The 22,254-nt window shown below is 33.3% G+C and carries 15 protein-coding genes and 1 tRNA gene; 2 read left to right on the top strand and 14 right to left on the bottom strand.

Annotated elements, in window-relative coordinates:
* Window positions 1–17: 17 nt before the first annotated feature.
* The 12 genes from OM075_RS15285 to OM075_RS15230 form a co-directional block, all read right to left on the bottom strand.
* Window positions 18–93: transfer RNA gene (locus tag OM075_RS15285), tRNA-Gly, on the bottom strand.
* A 167-nt stretch (window positions 94–260) separates the two neighbouring features.
* Window positions 261–2,885: a DNA mismatch repair protein MutS gene (mutS, locus tag OM075_RS15280; RefSeq protein ID WP_301191403.1), complete on the bottom strand. Its 2,625-nt coding sequence runs from the start codon at window positions 2,883–2,885 to the stop codon at window positions 261–263.
* Window positions 2,886–3,277: 392 nt separating this feature from the next.
* Window positions 3,278–4,003 carry a 2-phosphosulfolactate phosphatase gene (locus OM075_RS15275; protein ID WP_301191402.1) on the bottom strand — a complete coding sequence of 242 codons (726 nt, stop codon included), beginning with the start codon at window positions 4,001–4,003 and terminating at the stop codon, window positions 3,278–3,280.
* A 98-nt stretch (window positions 4,004–4,101) separates the two neighbouring features.
* A complete protein-coding gene (locus tag OM075_RS15270; protein ID WP_301191401.1) occupies window positions 4,102–5,460 on the bottom strand; it encodes an MATE family efflux transporter in 1,359 nt (452 codons plus the stop codon).
* Between the two features lie 32 nt (window positions 5,461–5,492).
* A complete protein-coding gene (locus OM075_RS15265) occupies window positions 5,493–6,209 on the bottom strand; it encodes a tRNA1(Val) (adenine(37)-N6)-methyltransferase (RefSeq protein WP_301191400.1) in 717 nt (238 codons plus the stop codon).
* Between the two features lie 2 nt (window positions 6,210–6,211).
* Window positions 6,212–6,973 (bottom strand): TIGR02757 family protein, encoded by a 762-nt coding sequence (locus OM075_RS15260; protein WP_301191399.1) that lies wholly within the window; start codon window positions 6,971–6,973, stop codon window positions 6,212–6,214.
* A gap of 11 nt (window positions 6,974–6,984) precedes the next feature.
* On the bottom strand, window positions 6,985–7,635 hold the full coding sequence (locus tag OM075_RS15255; RefSeq protein ID WP_301191398.1) for an ABC transporter ATP-binding protein: 651 nt from the start codon (window positions 7,633–7,635) through the stop codon (window positions 6,985–6,987).
* A 7-nt stretch (window positions 7,636–7,642) separates the two neighbouring features.
* On the bottom strand, window positions 7,643–8,578 hold the full coding sequence (locus OM075_RS15250) for a calcium/sodium antiporter (RefSeq protein WP_301191397.1): 936 nt from the start codon (window positions 8,576–8,578) through the stop codon (window positions 7,643–7,645).
* Window positions 8,579–8,610: 32 nt separating this feature from the next.
* Window positions 8,611–8,958 carry a twin-arginine translocase TatA/TatE family subunit gene (gene tatA / locus OM075_RS15245; RefSeq protein ID WP_301191396.1) on the bottom strand — a complete coding sequence of 116 codons (348 nt, stop codon included), beginning with the start codon at window positions 8,956–8,958 and terminating at the stop codon, window positions 8,611–8,613.
* 97 nt (window positions 8,959–9,055) lie between these two features.
* Entirely contained in the window at window positions 9,056–12,043 is a 2,988-nt protein-coding gene (gene secDF / locus OM075_RS15240; RefSeq protein WP_301191395.1) for a protein translocase subunit SecDF, read from the bottom strand.
* 216 nt (window positions 12,044–12,259) lie between these two features.
* Window positions 12,260–14,710 carry an ABC transporter permease gene (locus OM075_RS15235; RefSeq protein WP_301191394.1) on the bottom strand — a complete coding sequence of 817 codons (2,451 nt, stop codon included), beginning with the start codon at window positions 14,708–14,710 and terminating at the stop codon, window positions 12,260–12,262.
* Between the two features lie 4 nt (window positions 14,711–14,714).
* Window positions 14,715–15,392, bottom strand: coding sequence for an ABC transporter ATP-binding protein (locus OM075_RS15230; RefSeq protein WP_301191393.1), 678 nt, complete (start codon window positions 15,390–15,392; stop codon window positions 14,715–14,717).
* Between the two features lie 407 nt (window positions 15,393–15,799).
* On the opposite strand from OM075_RS15230, the gene OM075_RS15225 reads away from it, so the two are divergent.
* On the top strand, window positions 15,800–17,173 hold the full coding sequence (locus OM075_RS15225) for a sigma-54-dependent transcriptional regulator (RefSeq protein ID WP_301191392.1): 1,374 nt from the start codon (window positions 15,800–15,802) through the stop codon (window positions 17,171–17,173).
* Window positions 17,174–17,264: 91 nt separating this feature from the next.
* Entirely contained in the window at window positions 17,265–18,524 is a 1,260-nt protein-coding gene (locus OM075_RS15220) for a sensor histidine kinase (RefSeq protein WP_301191391.1), read from the top strand.
* Here the strand turns inward: OM075_RS15220 and OM075_RS15215 are convergent.
* Together OM075_RS15215 and alaS are read right to left on the bottom strand one after the other, a co-directional pair.
* Window positions 18,514–19,161 (bottom strand): redox-sensing transcriptional repressor Rex, encoded by a 648-nt coding sequence (locus tag OM075_RS15215; RefSeq protein WP_301191390.1) that lies wholly within the window; start codon window positions 19,159–19,161, stop codon window positions 18,514–18,516. The two genes, OM075_RS15220 and OM075_RS15215, sit on opposite strands and share 11 nt — an antisense overlap.
* A gap of 349 nt (window positions 19,162–19,510) precedes the next feature.
* Window positions 19,511–22,141, bottom strand: coding sequence for an alanine--tRNA ligase (gene alaS / locus OM075_RS15210; protein WP_301191389.1), 2,631 nt, complete (start codon window positions 22,139–22,141; stop codon window positions 19,511–19,513).
* Window positions 22,142–22,254: the final 113 nt, after the last annotated feature.

Below are 22,254 nucleotides of genomic sequence, written 5' to 3'. Positions count from 1 at the left end.
CACCACTCGAGCATCCTTGGAGCGAAAGACGGGGCTCGAACCCGCGACCCCGACCTTGGCAAGGTCGTGCTCTACCAACTGAGCTACTTTCGCATCAAAACTTCTACAACCTTTATCATTCTTACCTTTGTTAGAAATCTTTATTTCTCGATTGCGGATGCAAATATAGAGCATTTTAATTTACTGACAAACTTTTTTTCTCGTTTTTGAAGAAGTTTTTTCCTCCTTTTGTACATCACATTGAAAACCAAAGAGAAAAATTAATTGATTCCAGCAAACTTTTTTATTTCATTTAATTTATTGAGTGCTTCTACCGGAGTTAGGTTATTTATATCAGTATTCGCAATCTCATCTCTGATCTGTTTTAACACAGGATCATCTAACTGAAAAAAGCTCATCTGATATCCTTCACGGTGCTGCCCAATATCATTTACAGGCTTAGCTAAGCTCCCTTTTCGATTGGCTCCTTCAAGCTCTTCGAGTATCTCATTAGCCCTATTCACTACACTCTTAGGCATTCCTGCCATACGAGCTACATGAATACCAAAACTATGCTCACTTCCTCCTCTGACTAACTTTCTTAAGAAAATAACCTTATTATCCACCTCTTTTACAGAGACATTATAATTTTTACATCTATCAAAAGTTCGTTCCATTTCATTTAATTCGTGATAATGGGTTGCAAACAGTGTTTTTGCTTTCGCCTTTCTGTTTTCATGAATATATTCCACAATACTCCATGCGATAGATATCCCATCATAAGTACTTGTTCCCCTTCCTAATTCATCAAAAAGAATTAAACTTTTAGGAGAAATATTATTCAATATACTTGCAGCCTCATTCATTTCTACCATAAATGTAGATTCGCCTGCAGAAATATTATCAGAAGCACCCACTCTGGTAAATATTTTATCAACTATTCCAATTTTAGCAGAACTTGCCGGAACAAAAGAACCAATTTGTCCTAATAAAACGATAAGTGCAGTTTGACGTAATAATGCAGACTTACCTGCCATATTAGGACCGGTGATAATGATTACTTGTTGCTTTTCATTATCCAGATAAACATCATTTGGAATATATTCTTCTCCAACTGGCAACTGTTTTTCTATTACAGGATGACGACCTTCTTTAATATCAATAATATCATCATTACTAATGACTGGTCGAACATATTTATTTAGCGCAGCAACTTTTGCAAACGACAATAAACAATCCAACTTGGCCAACAAATTTGCATCCAATTGAATGGCAGCCAAATATTCAGATAAACTAACCACCAAATTATTGAACAATTGTGATTCTAATGATTGTATTTTTTCTTCAGCACCTAAAATTTTAGATTCATATTCTTTGAGTTCCTCGGTAATGTATCGTTCGGCATTTACCAACGTCTGCTTTCTAATCCACTCTGCCGGCACTTTATCTTTATGCGTATTACGAACTTCAATATAGTAACCGAACACATTATTAAAACTAATTTTTAATGAAGGAATTCCTGTTCGCTCAATTTCCCTCTGAACCAGATTATTTAGATAATCTTTACCAGAGAAGGCAATCCCACGTAATTCATCCAATTCTTCGTTAACACCCTCACTAATTACGTGTCCCTTATTGATCTGTGCCGGAGGATCAGCAACAATCTCAGCCTCAATTCGATCACGAATTGTAATACATGGATTTAATTGTTCACCGATACTTTTAAGGGTAGTATTATCTGTGTGCTCACATCCTTTTTTAATTAATTCAACTGCAAGAAGTGCATGCTTAATCTGAACCATTTCCCTAGGAGTGACTCTTCCTACTGCCACCTTTGAAACCAACCTTTCCAAATCTCCAACAGGAGTTAAATACTCCTCCATCTGTTCTTTTAATTCCGGGTCTTTAAAAAAATATTCCACCGCAGACAAACGGTCCTCTATTAACTTTTCTTCTTTCAAAGGTAGAGCTACCCAACGTTTCAACATTCGGCTTCCCATAGGAGAGATTGTTTTATCAATGACTCCAACCAAAGAAGTCCCTCCATCATTAAAAGAACCAAACAACTCTAAATTGCGGATAGTAAACTTATCTAACCATACATATTTATCCTCTTCAATTCTGGATAAACCAATAATATGTTGCAATTTATGATGCTGCGTAATATCCAGATAATGCATAATAGCACCAGCAGCAATAACTCCACACTTTAAATTATGAACACCATAGCCTTTTAAAGATTTTGTTTCGAAATGCTTTAACAGGCGTTCGATGGAAGAATCTTCATTAAAAACCCAATCTTCCAGACCATAGGTATAAAATTTATCACCAAAATTCTCAACAAATAAACTTCTTTTACTTTTTTCAAAAAGAACTTCTTTGGGTTTAAATCCATTTAAAAGTTTATCTATATACTCAAATCTTCCTTCTGCTGTTAAAAATTCACCAGTCGAAATATCTAAAAATGCAACTCCTGCAATATTCTTTTCTAAATGAACTGCTGCAAGAAAGTTATTTTCTTTGTGCTCCAAAACATTGTCACTAATTGCAACTCCAGGCGTTACCAACTCTGTAACCCCTCGTTTTACAATTGACTTGGTCATTTTAGGATCTTCCAACTGATCACATACAGCAACCCGCTGACCAGCTCTAACCAGTTTTGGCAAATAAGTATCCAAGGCATGATGAGGAAAACCTGCTAATTCAACAGAAGATGCAGATCCATTTGCTCTTTTGGTTAAAGTAATTCCTAATATTTCAGATGTTTTAATAGCATCATCTGAAAATGTTTCATAAAAATCACCTACCCGAAATAATAATATAGCATTGGGATGCTTTTCCTTAATCGCATAATATTGTTTCATTAAAGGGGTTAAAACCACCTTTTTTTCTTCTTTCTTTGCCAATGGAATACGCTTTATTTTTTATACATTGATGCAAATATAACCTAATTAATACCATTTCTGAAACCGATATTGTATTGCTTTACCGATTCATAACAATATTACTTCTGTTAATCTTGATTTTATTTATTAGGCTTTGTAACTTATGCTTTACATGATAAAGCAGCGATTAATAAGATGAGATGTTTTCTTAAAAATATTGGGTACTTAATGATAATTGCAGGAGTAGTGTTGATATTTTTTTATACCACACAAAACAGAATCAGAAATTTTCATTTTATTATTTCCACTGCCATGGAGATTGGTGGCTTAGCTATTTATATTATCACCAATCGATTTTTAAAAGAAAACTGATATCATTAAAGATATCTTATAGCAAATCAGCAAGGCTTTTATTATGACACCAATGATTTTAACTGAATTGTTCCATTTTTATATTCAGGAACAACCTGAAACAAATCTGATTTAAAGCAATAATCCAAATCTTTGAAAAAACCCATACTTTTTAATCGCTTATAGTGTGCACCCTGAGAAACTAATTTATGAATATCGTCACAATTTAAACGATACAAGTTAGACATAGCAATAGAAACATCAGTTAATTCGGCTCCGTATTGCTTTTGCAAATCATAAGCTAATTTACCTGCACACAACGAATCTTCAATTGTAAACTCATCGTATGATCCGGATGCAACTAAGACCACTTCCTTTTCTCCTTTCAATACATCCACAATAGCTTTATCATTAATAAAAGCACCTATGTATAGTTTAACAGCTTTTTGTGAATTTAATATAGCTCTCGTTCCATTTGTTGTTGTAATTACCAGACTCTTATTCTTTATAACTTCAGGAACATAGGAAAGAGGTGAGTTTCCATAATCAAAACCCGCGATAGGCATTGCTTCACGCTCGCCACCTAACACAACCTGATCTGCTGATAATTGCTCTTTTATCTCAAAAGCCTCCTCTGGTGTCATTACAGGCACCACAGATTTTGCTCCGTTGGCAAAAGCTGTGACCATAACCGATGTTGCTCGCAAAATATCTATTACAACAACTACTTTCCCTTCAACCCTATCCGGAAATATTTCTCTTGCCGACGATATTATATCTACTTTCATAATTTTGCTTTTTCCTATTTCAGATAAAACTCAAAATAGACTTTAATCTTTTTTTGTTGTGATATTTTTAAGATTAAAGCCTACTTGTTTTTTATCTATTACTTATATCTTGAATATAATTTCACAAATCTAATTTGTAGCAATACACTTCCTATTATTAGTCCAGACAAATATCCTGTCCATATTCCAATAGCACCCATATCAAAAACAAATGCACAAACATAACTTATTGGTAATGCAATTAGAATCCAGGAAATAAATGCAATAACAGAAGGCGCCTTTACATCCTGAAGCCCTCGCAAAATTCCAAGCCAGGTTACCTGCAGGCCATCAAATATTTGAAAAACACCAGCAATAATCATTAATTGAGATGCAATATGTACAACATCACTATTATCAACAAACCATTTTGGAAGTATATTACGAAGCAACACAAACATTATTCCATTAAAAACCATAAAGATGATTACTTTATGAATTATGGCAAATGCAGAAAACTTTAGATTTATAAAATCTTTTGCTCCAAAATAATTACTCACTTTTATTGTGGCCGCGGAGGATAAACCAACAGACATCATATAGGTTAAACTGGCCATTGACAAAACAATTTGATGAGCTGCCAGTGCATTTTTACTAATCCACCCCATCATAATTGTTCCCATACTAAATGTAAAAACTTCATTTATCATTTGAGTTCCTATTGGAAAACCAACTTTTAGAACTTTTATTACTTCTGATATATGAACCTTTACAGATGAAAAGACTTTTTTGTATTCTTTAAAAAAGGATAATCGAATAAATGCCCAAATAAAAACAGCTGCCATAAATATTCTTGAAATAAGCGTAGCATATCCGGCACCATCTATCCCTAATTCAGGAAAACCTAGTTTACCAAAGATTAAAATATAGTTGAGTATAATATTTAAAATATTCGCAATGAGCGTTACGACCATTGCAATTCGGGTATTTGCAACACCTTCGGCAAATTGCTTAAACACCATAAATACACAAAAAGGCAGTATTGAAACTAGAAGTATATTATAATATGTTTTTGCATGAAGTATCACCTCCTCTTCCTGACCCATGAAATTCATTAAATACCCAACAACAAACATCAATAACATCAGAACAAAGGCGAAAACCAAATTAGCAACAAGTCCTTGCTTTAACCAATCTGCACATTTCGCCCTATCTCCAGCACCAAAAGATTTACCTACAAGAGGTGTTAATCCATAAGCCAGACCGATAGAAAAAACCAAGCCTAATATAAAAATACCGTTAGCAAACGAAACTGCAGCTAATTGCGATGCTCCAATCTGGCCAACCATTATAGTATCAGCCAAACCAACAATCATTTGACCTGCCTGAGAAAAAACAACTGGAAGAGCTAATTTGATATTAGGAATATAATGAGGCTTATATTTTTGATAGTATGATTTTCTGAAAAACCTCTTCATCGAAATAATGATTTATAAAATAGGTGAGCCAATTAAAATTTTAAATAGAAATCCTTTGTTAGTTCCTTGTAATATTCAGAATACCCATGTCGACCAAATTCTTCCAATATCATAGTATTTTCTTCCAATTCTATGGGATTCTTTCCAAATTCAAGCAATATTCGCTTCTCTGCTTTTGAAGGTGTTGGTTTTACATGAAGAATTCTGTTTAAAAATAAACCATTTTGTTCAGCAATTAGGGTAAATTCTGTTTTTAGATCAGAAGGAAGTACTACTGAAAAAATTCCTTCTTCATCTAAAAGTGTGATCACTCCCAATATCAGTTCCTCAAAACTTAAAGTATCTGTATGACGGGCCAGAGATTTTTTATGGCAATCGTTTTTTAAAGAGTCATTAAAAAAAGGCGGATTACTAACAATCAGATCATATTTATCATTAACCTGTTTGATATAATTCTGAAAACTATCATTAATAACTTTTATCCTTTGCTCCCAAAGCGAATTATTCACATTTAGTAAAGCTTGAGAATAAGCTTGTTTTTCGATTTCGACAGCATCGATTGTAGCTTTTTGATTTCGTTGAGCACACATTAATGCTATTAATCCAGTACCTGTTCCAACATCCAAAATTGTTTTTGCCTTCATGCAATTGCACCATGCTCCAAGTAGTACACCATCTGTACCAACTTTCATTGCAGCCAGACCTTGCTCAACCGTAAATTGCTTAAATTTGAAATAAGAATTTGCCATCTTTAAAATTTCTCAAACACACCTAAACCAAATAAAGCATAATCATATTTGATTGGATCTTCAGTATCAAAAGACTTTAACACTGATGTAATTTCTTCAACAGATTTCCAATCACTTTGTTTACGTTCTAATATACCTAATTTTCGACCTACATTCCCGGTGTGAACATCAAGCGGAAGCATTAAGTCACTCATTTTAATCTTCTCCCACAAACCAAAATCAACTCCCATTTTATCTTTTCTCACCATCCATCTCAAATACATATTTAGCCTCTTTGATGAAGAACCTTTATCAACATTAGCAACATGCTTTCCGGTTCTTCCACACTCTCCAACAGAAGTAAAAACTCCTCGAAAATAACTAAGCGCACCCTTCACCGTTTGAGTTGAATGATATCCTTTAGTAAAAACATCTTCTAATCCTCCGTGATTCATGTATATATTTCTGAGTGAATTAAAAAAATAGATTAAATCCTCTCCATTAAAAGTACGATATACTGATGTTGTTCCGAGGTCAGGCCATTCACCATTCATTATAAAGTGATATGGTTCATAATCCATCCACTCTAAAATTTGTTCTGCACTTTTCATAATGGCTTTGCGTTGCCCCCAAGCCAATGTTGCAGCAATAAATCCAGCAATTTCTATATCTTGTTTTAAAGAAAACTTTTTAGGAATTGAAATAGGATCTGATTCGATGAAAAAAGGCGCATTATATTGCAACACCTTTTCATCCAGAAACTCCTTAACTTCACTTAAATTCATTCACACCTCACTTATATTACAATACCATCTTTCATTTTTATCTCACGATCACTCAAATGGGCTAAATGCAAATCATGTGTAACAATAACAAATGTTTGATTAAATTCATCTCTTAGTGAGAAGAATAATTTCTGTAACTCTTCTTGATTTTTAGAATCAAGACTCCCTGTTGGTTCATCCGCAAAAACAACATCAGGATCATTAATCAATGCTCTTGCAATTGCAATACGTTGTTTTTCACCACCACTTAGCTCAGCAGGCTTATGATGTTCACGATCTTTGAGATTAAGAAAATTCAAGATCTCCCTGGCTTTCTTTTCGCTTTTAGATTTATTTTTACCAGCAATTAAGGCTGGTAAAATAATATTTTCCACAGCTGTGAATTCTGGCAACAGTTGATGAAACTGAAAAACAAAGCCTATATTTTCATTTCTAAAACGAGCTAATTCCTTTTCCCTTAATGACTGTATTTCTGTATCATTAATAAAAACACTACCTGAATTAGGTTTATCTAATGTCCCTAAAATTTGTAATAAAGTTGTTTTACCTGCACCACTAGGTCCTACAATAGAAACCACCTCACCTTGCTTTACAGTGAGATCAACTCCTTTTAAAACTTTAAGATCTCCGAATTGTTTTTCTATTCCTTGAGCAGATATCATTACTTATTTATTTAGTAAACAATAAAATCATATATAACAAATATACAGCCACAAGTATGGCTCCTTTAAACCTTGTGATATGACCTTTTTTAATTGGTAAAATGGCAAGTAATAACAAAACAGATATTGCCATCATCCATAACATATCAACAGAAATCAAATCTTGGGAAATATTTATTGTTTTTAGCGAAGAAGTAATTCCTAAAATTCCCAAAAGATTAAAAATATTTGAACCTATAATATTGCCTATCGATATATCTGTTTCCTTTTTAATTGCAGCTATAACCGAGGTAGCTAATTCAGGAACACTTGTACCAAATGCAACCACTGATATTCCAATTACCCTCTCACTTATATTAAATCCAGTTGCAATATCAATTGCTCCTTTAACCAACAACTCTGATCCATAATAAAGTCCTGCTGCAGCTATAACCAATAACCCTAAGGCTTTATATAATTTCATTGAAGGTGCTTCAACAACCTCACCTGTACGCCCCATTTGTTTTCTGGAGTTTATAACAGAAAAGCCTAGATAAAATATTAATAGACAAATAAATATAAGTCCTTCTATAAACTGTAATTGATAATTTAAAGATAAGATATAGAACAACAAGGAAGCGCCCATCATTACCGACCAGTCAAACAGTACCGATTTCTTTCTGACTTTAATGGGCAGAATTACAGAAACAGTACCTAAAACTAATGCAATATTGGCAATATTTGACCCAACAACATTACCCACGGAAATATCGGGCACACCATCAAAAACTGCATTTAAACTCACTATCAATTCAGGAGCTGAAGTTCCAAAAGCTACCACAGTAATCCCCACAACTAAAGTAGAAACCTTTAAATAACGTGCCAATTGAACACTTGACTTCACCAACCAATCGCCACTAAAAAAAAGCAGGATAAACCCTGCTATTAACATTAAAAATCCCATATAAATATATTTTCTTTTGGATGTAATTCAATTTAAGAATTAATTTGTGAGTTATTTTCTTCTTTTTGAGCTTTATGTGTTTCGACTTTATTGTCTGATAAATTAGCACTTTTATTACTATTATCTTGATCAAAAGAACGCCCTACCTCTTTTACATGAGCTTCCAAATTACGTTTACTATATTCCAAATCCTTTCTAAAATCCTCGGTACCTTCTCTAAATTCCTTTTTTATTTCATCCGTTGCTTTACGAAATTCGTTGATACCCTTACCTAGGGTACGTGCAAAATCAGGAATTTTATCTGCTCCAAACAGAAGCAAAACAGCTAAAAAAACAAGGATAATCTCCCAACCTCCCATACCTAAAAATAAAAAATTCATAACTCAATATTAACTTAATCATCCAAAGATAATAAAAACAAAACACCCTTTAAACACAAAGGTTTAAAGGGTGTCCATTTATCTTTATAGAAAAAGCTTATTTCTTAGCTTTTCTTTTTGCTCTTGTGTCAATTACTGTAAATGCAATTGGAGTTGCAATAAATAATGATGAGTATGTACCTACTACTACACCTATTAACAATGCAAATACAAAACCTTGAATAGTTTCACCTCCGAATAAGAAGATAACAAGTAATACAACAAATGTTGTTAATGATGTATTTACTGTACGACTGATCGTTGAGTTCAATGCTGAATCAACAACTGCATTTCTATCTCTTTTAGGATGTAATCCTAAGTACTCCCTGATACGGTCAAATACAACCACTGTATCATTGATTGAGTAACCAATTACTGTTAAGATAGCGGCAATAAAGGCCTGATCAATTTCAAGACTAAATGGTACTACTTTATACAATAATGAGAATATACCTAATACAACTAAAACATCATGTACTAATGCCATCAAGGCACCTAAACCATACTCCCAATTACGGAAACGAATTAAGATGTATAAGAAAATTACCAATAAGGAGAAAGCAATTGAATAATATGCTTTAGTTTTTATATCTGTAGCAATAGTTGGTCCTACTTTTTGAGAACTCATTCTATAATCATTCACAAAATCATCAAAACTAGCGTCACTCGCTACATAAGATTTCAATCCGTTATAAAGCTTGTGCTCAATAACATTATCTACATCTTCTCCTGATTCATCAACCATGTAGTTAGTAGCAACCCTTACCTGGTTATCACCACCAAAAGTCTTCACCTCAACATGAGCACCTTCGAATTCATCAGCAAGAGATTTTTGTATATCAGTTGCAGAAACATCTTCCTGAAAACGTACTACATAAGTTCTACCTCCAGAAAAGTCAATACCTGACTTTAAACCTTGAGTAGCTAATGAACCAATTCCAAATAAAATAACAACACCCGAAATGATATAGAATAAGTTTCTCTTCTCTAAAAACTTAACTTTAGTATTTTTCATAAAACCTAAAGTAAGAGAGTTACCAAATTTGATGTCTGTATCTTTATTTAGCATTCTTTCAAAAATCAATCTTGTAATAAAGATTGCTGAGAAAAATGAAGTAGCAATACCAATCATTAATGTTGTAGCAAAACCTTTAATTGGTCCTGTACCAAACATAAATAAAATTAAACCTGTAAGGAAAGTTGTTACGTTCGAGTCAATAATTGCTGAGAAAGCATTTTTATAACCATCTGTAACTGCTAACTTAACTCCTTTTCCAGATCCTAATTCCTCACGGATACGTTCGTAAATAAGTACGTTCGCATCCACCGACATACCAATTGTTAATACAATACCGGCAATACCTGGAAGTGTTAATACAGCACCAAACGATGCTAACACACCAAGAATAAAGAACATGTTTGCTAATAATGCAATATCTGATACAGCTCCTGCTTTAAATCCATAATAGAAAATCATATAAGCAAGTACTACTAAGAAAGCCCATGCAAATGATGACAAACCAGAATTTACTGCTTCCTGACCTAATGAAGGTCCAACAACTGTATCTTCAACAATTCTTGCTGGTGCAGGTAATTTACCTGACTTAAGAATGTTTGCTAAATCCTCAGCCTCTTTTGCATCAAAGTCTCCTGAGATAGAACTGCTACCATTTGGAATTTCTGAATTAACATTTGGATAACTATATACATAACCATCCAAAACAACAGCAATACTTTTACCAATATTAGCTTTTGTTAAACGAGCCCAAACATTAGAACCCTCTGCATTCATTCTCATGCTCACTTCATAGCCACCTTGAGGTGTAACCGATTTGCTGGCATTTGTAATAACATCTCCCTCAAGAGGAGCACGTCCATCGTGAGTAGTAACTTTAATAGCAACTAACTCATATATTTCTTGCTTACTTTGAGTTCCATCTTCCAACTCTCTCTGAGGAAGTGGTTTTACACCCCATAAGAATCTAACATTCTTAGGAAATAATGCACGGATTTGATCCATTTGTAAATAAGCATTTACTTTTGAAGTATCCTGTACTAAAGCATATCCTACTAATGGACCTCTTTGACGTTGTGATGGTTGTAAAACTGAGAATAGTGATTTTTGAGACTGCATTGCTAAAGAATCTACTTTAGTGCTATCTGATTCAATTGCACTTAAAAGACCTTCTGCACCATCTTTTTCTGCAGCAGTTTCTAAAGCTGCAGCAGCTTGTGTTCCTTCTTCAGTTTTATTTAACTCTTCTTTTGCTTTTTCAATTTCAATTACTTTGCTATTAGCAGCTATTAAGTTGCTAACTAACTCTGTAATTTCATAAGTTTCCCAAAATTCAAGACTTGCAGTTCCCTGAAGTAACTTACGAACCCTTTGAGGATCTTTAATACCAGGAAGTTCAACAAGTACACGACCAGCTTTTTCTAACTTTTGTATATTTGGCTGAGTTACACCAAAACGGTCGATACGAGTACGTAGAATATTAAAGGCATTATCAATTGCACTTTGCGATTCAGCTCTAATTACTTTTAAAACTTCTTCGTTAGAAGTGTTATAATCGATTTTTCCTTTTAACTCTACAGTATTAAAAATTGCAGCTAAACGAGCTTCTGAATCTAACTCAGAAAAAGCTTTATAAAATAAAGTAATAAAATCCTCTGATGAAGATTTTTCTTTTTGTTCTGCAATTTGTAATGCTTCGTTAAAGGTATTATCTGTATTGTAATTAGATAAAGCTTTTAAAATATCAGCAACTTTTACCTCAAGAATAAGGTTCATACCACCTTTAAGGTCAAGACCAAAGTTGATTTCCTTCTCTTTACACTCTTTGTAAGTGTATTTTCTTCCGAAGAAATTATATATCGGCTCGTTTGCAACCGAATCCAAATAATTTATTTCAACTTGCGGATCTCCATTTGCTATTTCTTTTGCCTTATTCTCTTCCTGTCTGGTTTGATAAGTAAATATCAACTGATATAAACTTACTAAAGCTAGTAGGATGGCAAAAACTCTGATCGCTCCTTTGTTTTGCATCTGTACTTATGATTTTATTAATTTGTCAATTAAATTTGATTTTCTTGAATTGCGCAAATATATTGTTTTTTTTTAGAATAACCACAGTTGATTCTCATCCAAATGTAAAATGCCATTTGGTATTTAAAGATAAGATAACTACGAAATTAGCTTAATCGAAGAAATTAATTTCACACATTACAACAAACTACTATATATCAACACATTAAAACACAACTATACTTCAACGGCATTTTCGCCATGTGTTGACTTTAAAGTTTTTATAGAATGTAATAAAACAATAATAAATGCTAGTCCAAATATCACTAAACCTATTGCAACCATTACAAACCATGGCAATCTGCTATAGTAGGCAAATCCATTTAACCATAATTGAAGTACGAAAAATGAAATTGGGATTGCAATAATAATACCTGTTAGAATGAACTGACCAACTTCAACAAACAGTTCATATAATATCTGAACATGAGTAGCTCCAATAATTTTCTTTATTTGAAATTCACTCATTTTCATCTCCGTAACATAAGTAGAAAATGCTCTAATGCCTAACCAGGCCACAAAAAGGGAAAGAATGGCAAATAAAAATACCATCTTAAATACTGTATGTTCTTCTTTTAAATTTTCATTTAAAATATCATCCAGCATCTTATATTCGAAAGGTTCCCCATTTGTATTGGCTTTCCAAAAAGATGAAATTTCACGAACCATTTCATCCAATGAAGCCTTATCAGAAATTCTGATGATCAGATTTTCATAGGCAGTACCTTTGGGAAGTTCCATTAACACCAATGGCCGTATTGGATATTGTATCGGTTCAAAATGAAAATCTTTTGAAACACCAACAATTGAAAAACCATAATCCCACTTTCCTGCATCAACAAAGTTTATTTTCTTACCTAAAGGTTTTGGCATATTTAATGCCTGTTTTGTTGCTGCTGTAATAACAATATCACGAGACATTTTTTCATTTGTTGCGTCCCACATATCACCGGCACTAAAGTTTACCTGCAAGGTTTTTAAAAAGTCTTTTTCAACAAAATTATACGACAACAATATCATCTTTTCGCCACCTCGACTCATATATTTAAATGATTGCAAAGGAACCTCCTTACCTACAATATATTTACATGCCGAAACATCCGTTATGCCATGCATAGATTTTAATTGCTTCTTGACAGATGAAAAATCACTCCCTAATGCATGCCCTCTTTCAACAACCATAACATTATGACTGTTAAAACCCAAATCTTTACGTTCAAGATATTTGAGATTCCAAAACATGCCCAGCGTAAGAATAACTAAAAAGGTTGCCACAACAACCTGTCCAGCGGCCAAAGCACCTCTGATCACCATACTTTTTTTGCCCAGTAAAAGCCCTTTTTTAAATATAACAACCTCTCTGTATCTGGAAAATGAAATTGCAGGGTATAAACCTGAAATAAGCCCAACCAATAAAGTTAAAGAGGTAACATAAAGGAAATCAATACGGCTTTCTAAATTATTAATTCTTAATTCAAGATTAAATAATCTATTAAATCCTGGCAGCAATAACTCTGACAATACCAACCCTAAAAACAAGGCTATAAAGCTATACGTAACTGCCTCAATTATAAACTGAATAAACAAATCATGTCTTCCCTCACCTGCCAATTTCCGAACTCCAATTTCCAACACGCGCTTGGATGCCCTAGCTGTTGTTAGATTCATAAAATTTATTGAGGTAACAACCAAAACAAAAAGCGCTAAGGTCATAAACAACACAACATATATTCGCTTTGAATTTGACTCCAGTTCATTTTCAAGATTAGACTTTAAATGTATATCCTCAATAGCCTGAAGTTTAAATCCAATAGATTTAATTCCTCCAGAAACATTACCTTCTTCAAGGTTTTGATATTTAGATACCTGATTTTGAATCACAACTGCCAGTTGATCTGCAATTTTTTGAGTTAATCCAGTAGTATCCGCTGTAACAATATATGTGTACCTATCTAATTGTAACCAATAACTTTTAAGCTCATTGATTTCCTGTTCAGTCTTACCTTTATATAATTTATCTATTGATTTGTGGGAAGCTATAAAATCACAATGAAAATGTGTATTGTCAGGAAAATCATCACAAACTCCTTTTACTACAAATTCAAGTCCGTTGTCCAACTTAATTTGCTTACCAATTGGTTCCTCATTACCAAAATACTTGTTAGCTATGCGTCTTGTAATCACTACATCCTCATCTGATTTCAACAAAGAGGATCGATCACCTTTTAACAGTGGAATGTCAAAAATATTGAAGAATGATGTATCAGCATAATAGAAGTTGTCTTCATTAAATTTCTTATCCTGATAACTTACCAATTTATTTATTCCCCGTACTATTTTTACTGACTGTGTAACTTCATCAAAATTATTTAATAAATAATCTGACAAAGGATTTGGTGTAACTGCACTTTTAAAATAATTATCTCCAATAACACCTTCTGTATAAACTCTATAAATATTCTTACTATTAGAAAAATGTTGATCATAATTGATCTCATTTCTAACATAAAGAAGAACTATAATACTAATTGTAATACCAATAGAAAGTCCAATAACGTTTATAATCGCATCTGATCTAAAACGAAACAAGGAGCGTATGGCTATTTTTATGTCTTTAAGAACTCTCATCTACCTACTTCAACATTTTTTCTCTAACCAAATGTCCATCAAACACCTGCACAATCTTTTGTCCTTTGGCGGCTACACTTTCAGAATGGGTAAATACCATTATTGTAGTGCCATTTTCATTTATTCGATTAAGAATATCCAAAATTTCAACACCTTCAGCTGAATTCAGTTTACCGGTTGGTTCATCTGCAATAATAACTAGTGGTTCTATAATAATAGCCCTTGCTATTGCTACTTTTTGTTTTTCAACTCCGGTTAAATCCTTTGGAAAATAATTTTTCCTGTGTGTCAGATTTAATTCACTAATAATCTTTAAAACCCTTTGCTTTCGGTCTGTTTTTTTTATTTTTTGATAAACCAATGGTAGTTCAATATTTTCATATACAGTCAGCTCTTCTACTAAACGTGAACTACTAAATAAATATCCAATCCTGCCTCTACGATACATTAATCGCTGCCTTTCATTCATATTTACAACCGATTGGCCATCAAAAATTAACTCTCCAGAAGATGGATAATCCAATAAGCCCAAAATATTTACAAGAGAACTCTTTCCACTTCCCGATGGACCATAAAAAGTAACATAATCTCCTCTTTCTACATTAAGATTAATATTACTTAATGCCTGATGCATTACGTTACCAGTTCGGTATTCTTTCGATATGTCAACTGCTTGAATCATTCTCCAAATAACTATTTTTGTATTTACTACTCAATTCCCCTTTTGTTGTCAAACTGTACGGTTTTGCAACAGATAGTGTCCGCAAACGTACATTAATATTATAAATATATTTAACTATTTAATCATTAATTACTGTTCCTGTCAATCTAATTTAAAACCTACCAGCCACCTATCTATCTGTATTAATGGCTATTGCATAATAATCAAAGTAATTTCACTAATCAACATAAGTTTAACAACACTAAATTTTATATCATTTATTATGCCAGCCACCTTAAGCCTTTATAATCAAACACATTACACATTCGGCATTTTTTTTGAATTGCGCATTGCCACAATATAGTGTTCATAATAGAACACCTTTTTATGTTGAATATATTATATTTAAGAAATAAAACTCTTTCCCTATGGAAAATAAAAGTGGTAGAATATTAGCTATTGATGATAATGAGGACATATTGTTTGCACTTAAGTTATTGCTCAAACCTCATGTTGAATATATTAAAACAGAAAATGACCCCACAAAGATTCCTGCAATCTTAAAAGATGATCATTTCGATGTTATTTTACTGGATATGAACTTTTCAAAGGATGCGATTAGCGGACAGGAAGGTTTTCAGTATTTACAACAAATCCTTGATATAGATCCATCTGCCGTAGTATTGTTTATAACTGCATATGGCGATGTTGAAAAATCAGTAAAAGCAATTAAGGCAGGTGCCACTGATTTTATACTTAAGCCCTGGCAAAATGAAAAGATTCTGGCAACGATTTCTTCTGCAGTCAAGCTTAGAAAATCAAGAGATGAAGTTCATGAATTAAAGGAAAAACAACATGAGATAAATACAATCATGGATCAGCCATTTGCTGACTTCATTGGTGTTTCTCCTGGAATGCATCAAGTTTTTAATACGATTAAAAAAGTTGCAAAAACAGATGCCAACGTGTTAATACTTGGTGAAAACGGAACAGGAAAAGAGCTTGTGGCAAGAGCTTTACACAGAAACTCACTTAGACAAGACGAAGGTTTTATTAGTGTAGATTTAGGTGCATTAAGCGAAACCTTATTTGAAAGTGAATTATTTGGACATGTAAAAGGTGCCTTTACTGATGCTAAGGCAGATCGCCCGGGGAGATTTGAACTGGCCAATAAAGGAACAATTTTCCTTGATGAAATAGGTAACTTATCTCTTCCCTTCCAGGCAAAATTATTAACAGTACTTGAGCGAAGAGAAGTAACCAGAGTAGGTGCGAATAAACCAAAACCTATTGATATCAGACTAATTAGTGCCACAAATATGCCTTTGAGAGATATGGCTGAAAAAGATGATTTCAGAATGGATTTATTATACCGACTTAACACGGTAGAAATAGAACTACCTCCATTAAGAGAAAGACCTGAAGACCTTCCTGTTTTAGCAGATCATTTCTTAAAAATATTTTCGAAGAAATATAAGAAACCAGCCTCTTTATCTAAAAGTGCCTTAAATAAATTATCTCATTATCACTGGCCTGGAAATGTCAGAGAGTTTCAGCACGTATTGGAAAGAGCTGTAATTTTAGGAGACACACCTACTTTGTCTCATGATGACCTTCAACTATCTCCACAAAGATCCTCTTCTGATGGAATTGAATTGGAAACTTACAATCTGGAACAGGTTGAAAAAACAATAATTGAAAAGGTATTAAGAATGAATAGAGGAAACATCTCAAAAGCATCAAGTGATTTGGGATTAACAAGAACCTCATTATACAGGAGAATGGAAAAATATGGTTTATAAAAACTTCAGAGTCAATTTCATTATAAGAACTGTATTGTTAACAGGTACAATCTTTCTTTTTTTCTATTTATTCTACAACACCAGTTTAACAATGACGCTCTTTTTAATTGGGGGCGCCATTGGCATTCAGGTTTTTGCTTTTTTTCATTATATCGACAGAACAAACCGTGTTCTGAATAATTTCCTTGAATCAATACGCTATTCAGATTTTACAAGAACATTTCAGGTAGAAGGAGAAGGTTCCTCTTTTGAAAAATTAAAAAACTCTTTTAATGAAGTAATTAAGGATTTTCAGGAGGTTAGAGCCGAAAAAGAGGAGAATTATTATTATTTACAAACGGTCATTCAACATATCGGAATTGCTTTAATAGCTTTTCAGAAGGATGGTAAAGTTGAGTTGATTAATAATGCTACAAAAAAACTATTTCAGGTAAGAAACTTAACAAACATTGAAGCACTTAGAAGTTTTAGTCCTGAAATGGTTGAAAAACTATTTAAAATTGGCCATGGAGAGAATACATTAATTAAAGTACAGGAAAAAGATAACCTGTTACAATTAATTATTTATGCCACAGAATTTACCATACATAACCGAAAGATCACCCTTGTTTCTATAAAAAACATTCAACAAGAACTGGAGGAGAAAGAAATGGAATCGTGGCAAAAGCTAATTAGGGTGCTTACTCATGAAATTATGAATTCCATTACCCCCATTTCATCTTTATCGTCTACTGTCACTCTTATCATTAAAGATTTGTGTGAAAATCTTAAAGATTCAGGTGCTACTGAAGATGATATTGAATCACTGGAAGAGGTAGAAAGTGCATTAAAAACAATACACAAACGAACTGACGGATTATTACACTTTGTGAATACTTACAGAGATTTGACTAAAATACCAAATCCTAATTTCTCAATATTTAAAATCAGTCATCTGTTTGACAATATTAAACATTTATTTGAAGAAGAACTTAAGGCTAAAAACATTGATTGCGAGGTAAGAATTGAACCCGAAACTTTAGAATTATCCGCTGACGAGCAATTAATAGAACAAGTAATTATTAATCTGATCAAAAATGCTATACATGCAGTTGAAGGGAGAGAAAATGCAAAAATCCAGCTCTTATCAAATATGAATAGCAGAGGAAAAACAATAATACAAGTGGTTGATAATGGTCCTGGGATTCTACCCAATGTACTGGAAAGGATATTTATTCCATTTTTTACAACAAAACCACAGGGTTCAGGAATTGGTTTAAGTTTATCGCGCCAAATACTAAGATTGCATGGAGGTACAATTAATGCCTATTCAGAACCAGATCACGAAACAAAGTTTACGCTTACTTTTTAATATTACTCATTCGATTAAACATTACAGCTAAATGTGCATATAACGAGGTATCCTGAACAACACAGTCTTCAGCTAAACGAATTCGGATTGGGGTAAAGTTCCAGATACCTTTAATACCACCTCTTGCCATTTGCTGTGCTACGTCCTGAGCAAATTCTGCAGGTACCGTTAATATGCCCACTTCAACATTTTTATCTTTCATTTTTTCAAACTCTGATACATGTAAAATAGGCACTCCTTCTATAGTTCTGCCTACTACCTTTGGATCAATGTCGAAAGCAGCAACAATTTTTAATCCATACTGATCTAAACCATGGTCGTGCAATAAAGCATTTCCCAAACTTCCTGCACCAAATAAATACGCCTTATCCAGCTTTCTAAAACCAAGAAAATCTTCAAGAACATCAATTAAGGTATTCACTTCGTAACCTACACGTGTTTTTCCAACAATACTGGTATACGATAAATCCTTTGTAACCTGCGTTGGATCCACACCCATATCCCTTGCTATATGCGTTGAAGACACATATTCCTGATTTCTCCTCTTTGCCAATTTTAGATATGCTAAATAACAAGGCATTCTACGAAGAGATGGTTCAGGAACAATTCCCTCCTTTTTTTTATTTTCTGATGACATATTTTGTTGCTCGTACTATTCTATAAATAATGAGGGTATAAAATCGACAAATATTATCCCTTTAACACAAAAGTAGAGAAGTTTTCCATTAAAGAAAATAATCCTTAATAAAATAATAGCATTTAAAACCTGTCTACATAACGTTCTTTTATTATTCAATTTCGATTCATTCTATTAAAATATGAAAAACAGCCTTTAAACCTATCAATCACAATTTCCTCCCCAAAAACAATGCTCAATTTTAATACCAAAATATTCTCACTCTGTGTATTTACATTTCATCTAACCACAAAAAAAGCCTGTAAGAAAAAAGATCTTACAGGCTCCGCTTATATTAATATTGTATTTTTTAAGCTAATTTTTCTTCAATAAACGCTTTTGCTTTTTCAATCGCATTATCTAAACCTTGTGCATTTTTACCACCTGCAGTAGCAAAAAATGGCTGACCACCTCCACCACCTTGAATTTCTTTAGCACAATCTCTGATAACTTCTACTGCGTTAATTTTCCCTGATTTTGCAAGTTCTTCTGAAGCAATTACACTTAATTGTGGTTTACCGTTTACATTAGCACCAAGAACTGCCACAAACTCATTCATTTCCTTTTTAATCTGGAATGCTAAATCTTTCAGCTTATCTCCCAACATAGGATTAACATTCGCAGCAATCACTTGCACACCACCTACTTCAAAAGCACTATCAATTAAATCACGTTTTTCAATATTGATAAAGTTCTGCTTCATTGAATCCAACTCTTTACCAAGCTTGCTATTATCAATCATTAACGATTCAATATTCTTTTGAAGATCGCCAGATGCTTTAAACATATCCTGAATACCTAAAATAAGGTTATGCTGAGCCATAATCATCTCTTCGGCCTTTTCTCCTGTAACGGCTTCAATTCTTCTAACACCGGCTGAAATAGATGACTCACTGATTATTTTAAAGAATCCGATTTCACCTGTATGCTTAACATGTGTTCCTCCACAAAGCTCTATAGAATCACCAAATTTGATAGCTCTCACCAAATCTCCGTATTTTTCGCCAAATAACATCATTGCTCCCATATCCTGAGCTTTAGCTACAGGAACTTCTCTCATTTCTTCTAAAGCAAAATTGTTTCTGATTCTTTTATTCACATTTTTTTCAACTGCTTCAATTTCTTCTCTGGTCATTTTTTGGAAATGAGCAAAGTCAAAACGTAAATAATCAGGATGCACCAATGATCCTTTTTGCTCTACATGTGTACCTAAAACTTCTCTTAAAGCCTGGTGCAATAAGTGTGTTCCTGTATGGTTATTCGCTGTATTTTGACGACGACTTTGATTTACATAGGCTTTAAACTCACACTTAATATTTGTAGGAAGCTTTTTAGCTATATGAACAATCAGGTTATTTTCCTTTTTGGTATCGATAATTTCAATTTTTTCCATTCCATTATCAATATACCCGGTATCTCCAACCTGACCACCACTCTCTGCATAAAATGGTGTAATATTAAATACTAATTGATATAGTGTTTTATTTTTAGCAGTAATCTTACGATATTTGGTAATTGTGATTTCACTTTCCATATAATCGTAACCAATAAACTCCTCCACATCATCTTGCAATAATGTTACCCAGTCTTCAGTTTCAACAGCAGTTGCACTTCTTGCTCTTTCTTTCTGAGCTTCCATTTCCTTTTCAAACTCCTTTCGATTCACCACAAGATCGTTTTCTTTTAGAATCAACTCCGTTAAGTCTAAAGGAAATCCATAAGTATCATATAACTCAAAAGCAACTTTACCTTCAACTACTTTGTAATTACCCTCTTTTGTAGTTTTTACAATCTTATCCAGCATTGTAATCCCTGTTGCAAGCGTTCTTAAAAAAGACTCTTCTTCTTCTTTAATCACTTTTGTAATCAGTTCTTTTTGTGCTTCAAGTTCTGGATAATGATCACCCATTGATTGGATAAGAGCTGGTAATAATTTATACATAAAAGAACTACGCTGATCTAAGAATGTATAACCATAACGAACAGCTCTACGTAAAATACGACGAATTACATAACCTGCTTTGTTATTTGATGGCAACTGTCCATCAGTAATAGAGAAAGAAATAGTACGAATATGATCGGCAATAACACGCATTGCAATATCTTTTTCTTTACTCTCGCCATATTTAGATTCTGTAACTTTTGCAATTTCTCCAATGATTGGAGTAAAAACATCTGTATCGTAATTGGATTTTTTTCCTTGCAAAGCCATACACAAGCGCTCAAATCCCATTCCTGTATCCACATGTTTTTGTGGAAGAAACTCTAAATCACCGTTGGCTTTACGATTATACTGAATAAATACAAGGTTCCAGATTTCAATTACTTCCGGGTGATCCTGGTTTACAAGTTCTGCACCACCAACTTTTGCAATTTCATCTTCAGATCTTAAATCAATATGAATTTCAGAACAAGGACCACAAGGACCCATATCTCCCATTTCCCAGAAATTATCTTTTCTGTTTCCGTTGATAATTCTGTCTTCAGGAAGAAATTCTTTCCAAAAGTTAAATGCTTCCATATCTTTTTCCAGCTCCATTTCCTCATCGCCTTCAAAAACTGTAGCATACAATCGTGATTTATCTAACTTCAACACATCAGTTAAATACTCCCAGGCCCAGCTAATAGCTTCTTTTTTAAAGTAATCACCAAATGACCAGTTTCCCAACATTTCAAACATGGTGTGGTGATAGGTATCATGACCTACTTCTTCTAAATCGTTATGTTTACCCGAAACACGCAGACATTTTTGCGAGTTGGCTACTCTTGGGGAAGAAGGTTTGCTATTACCTAAAAATATATCTTTAAACTGGTTCATACCAGCATTAGTAAACATAAGGGTTGGATCGTTTTTTACCACCATTGGTGCTGACGATACAATTTGGTGCTGTTTTGACTCAAAAAACTCACAAAAGCTTTTTCTTACCTCAGAAGCATTCATATTTATTAAATATTATCGTTTTTATTTTGCGAATATACACTAACTTTGGAAGTTGCAAAGGTAGATTATTTAACTAATTTTGCAGCGTTTAACAGGTAAAAATCCTATTAAAA

The sequence above is a fragment of the Plebeiibacterium sediminum genome (assembly GCF_026013605.1).
Taxonomy (GTDB): Bacteria; Bacteroidota; Bacteroidia; order Bacteroidales; family Marinilabiliaceae; genus Saccharicrinis; species Saccharicrinis sediminus.
The sequence above is the reverse complement of the archived record's forward strand: the minus strand, read 5'-3'. Positions and strand labels throughout refer to the sequence as shown.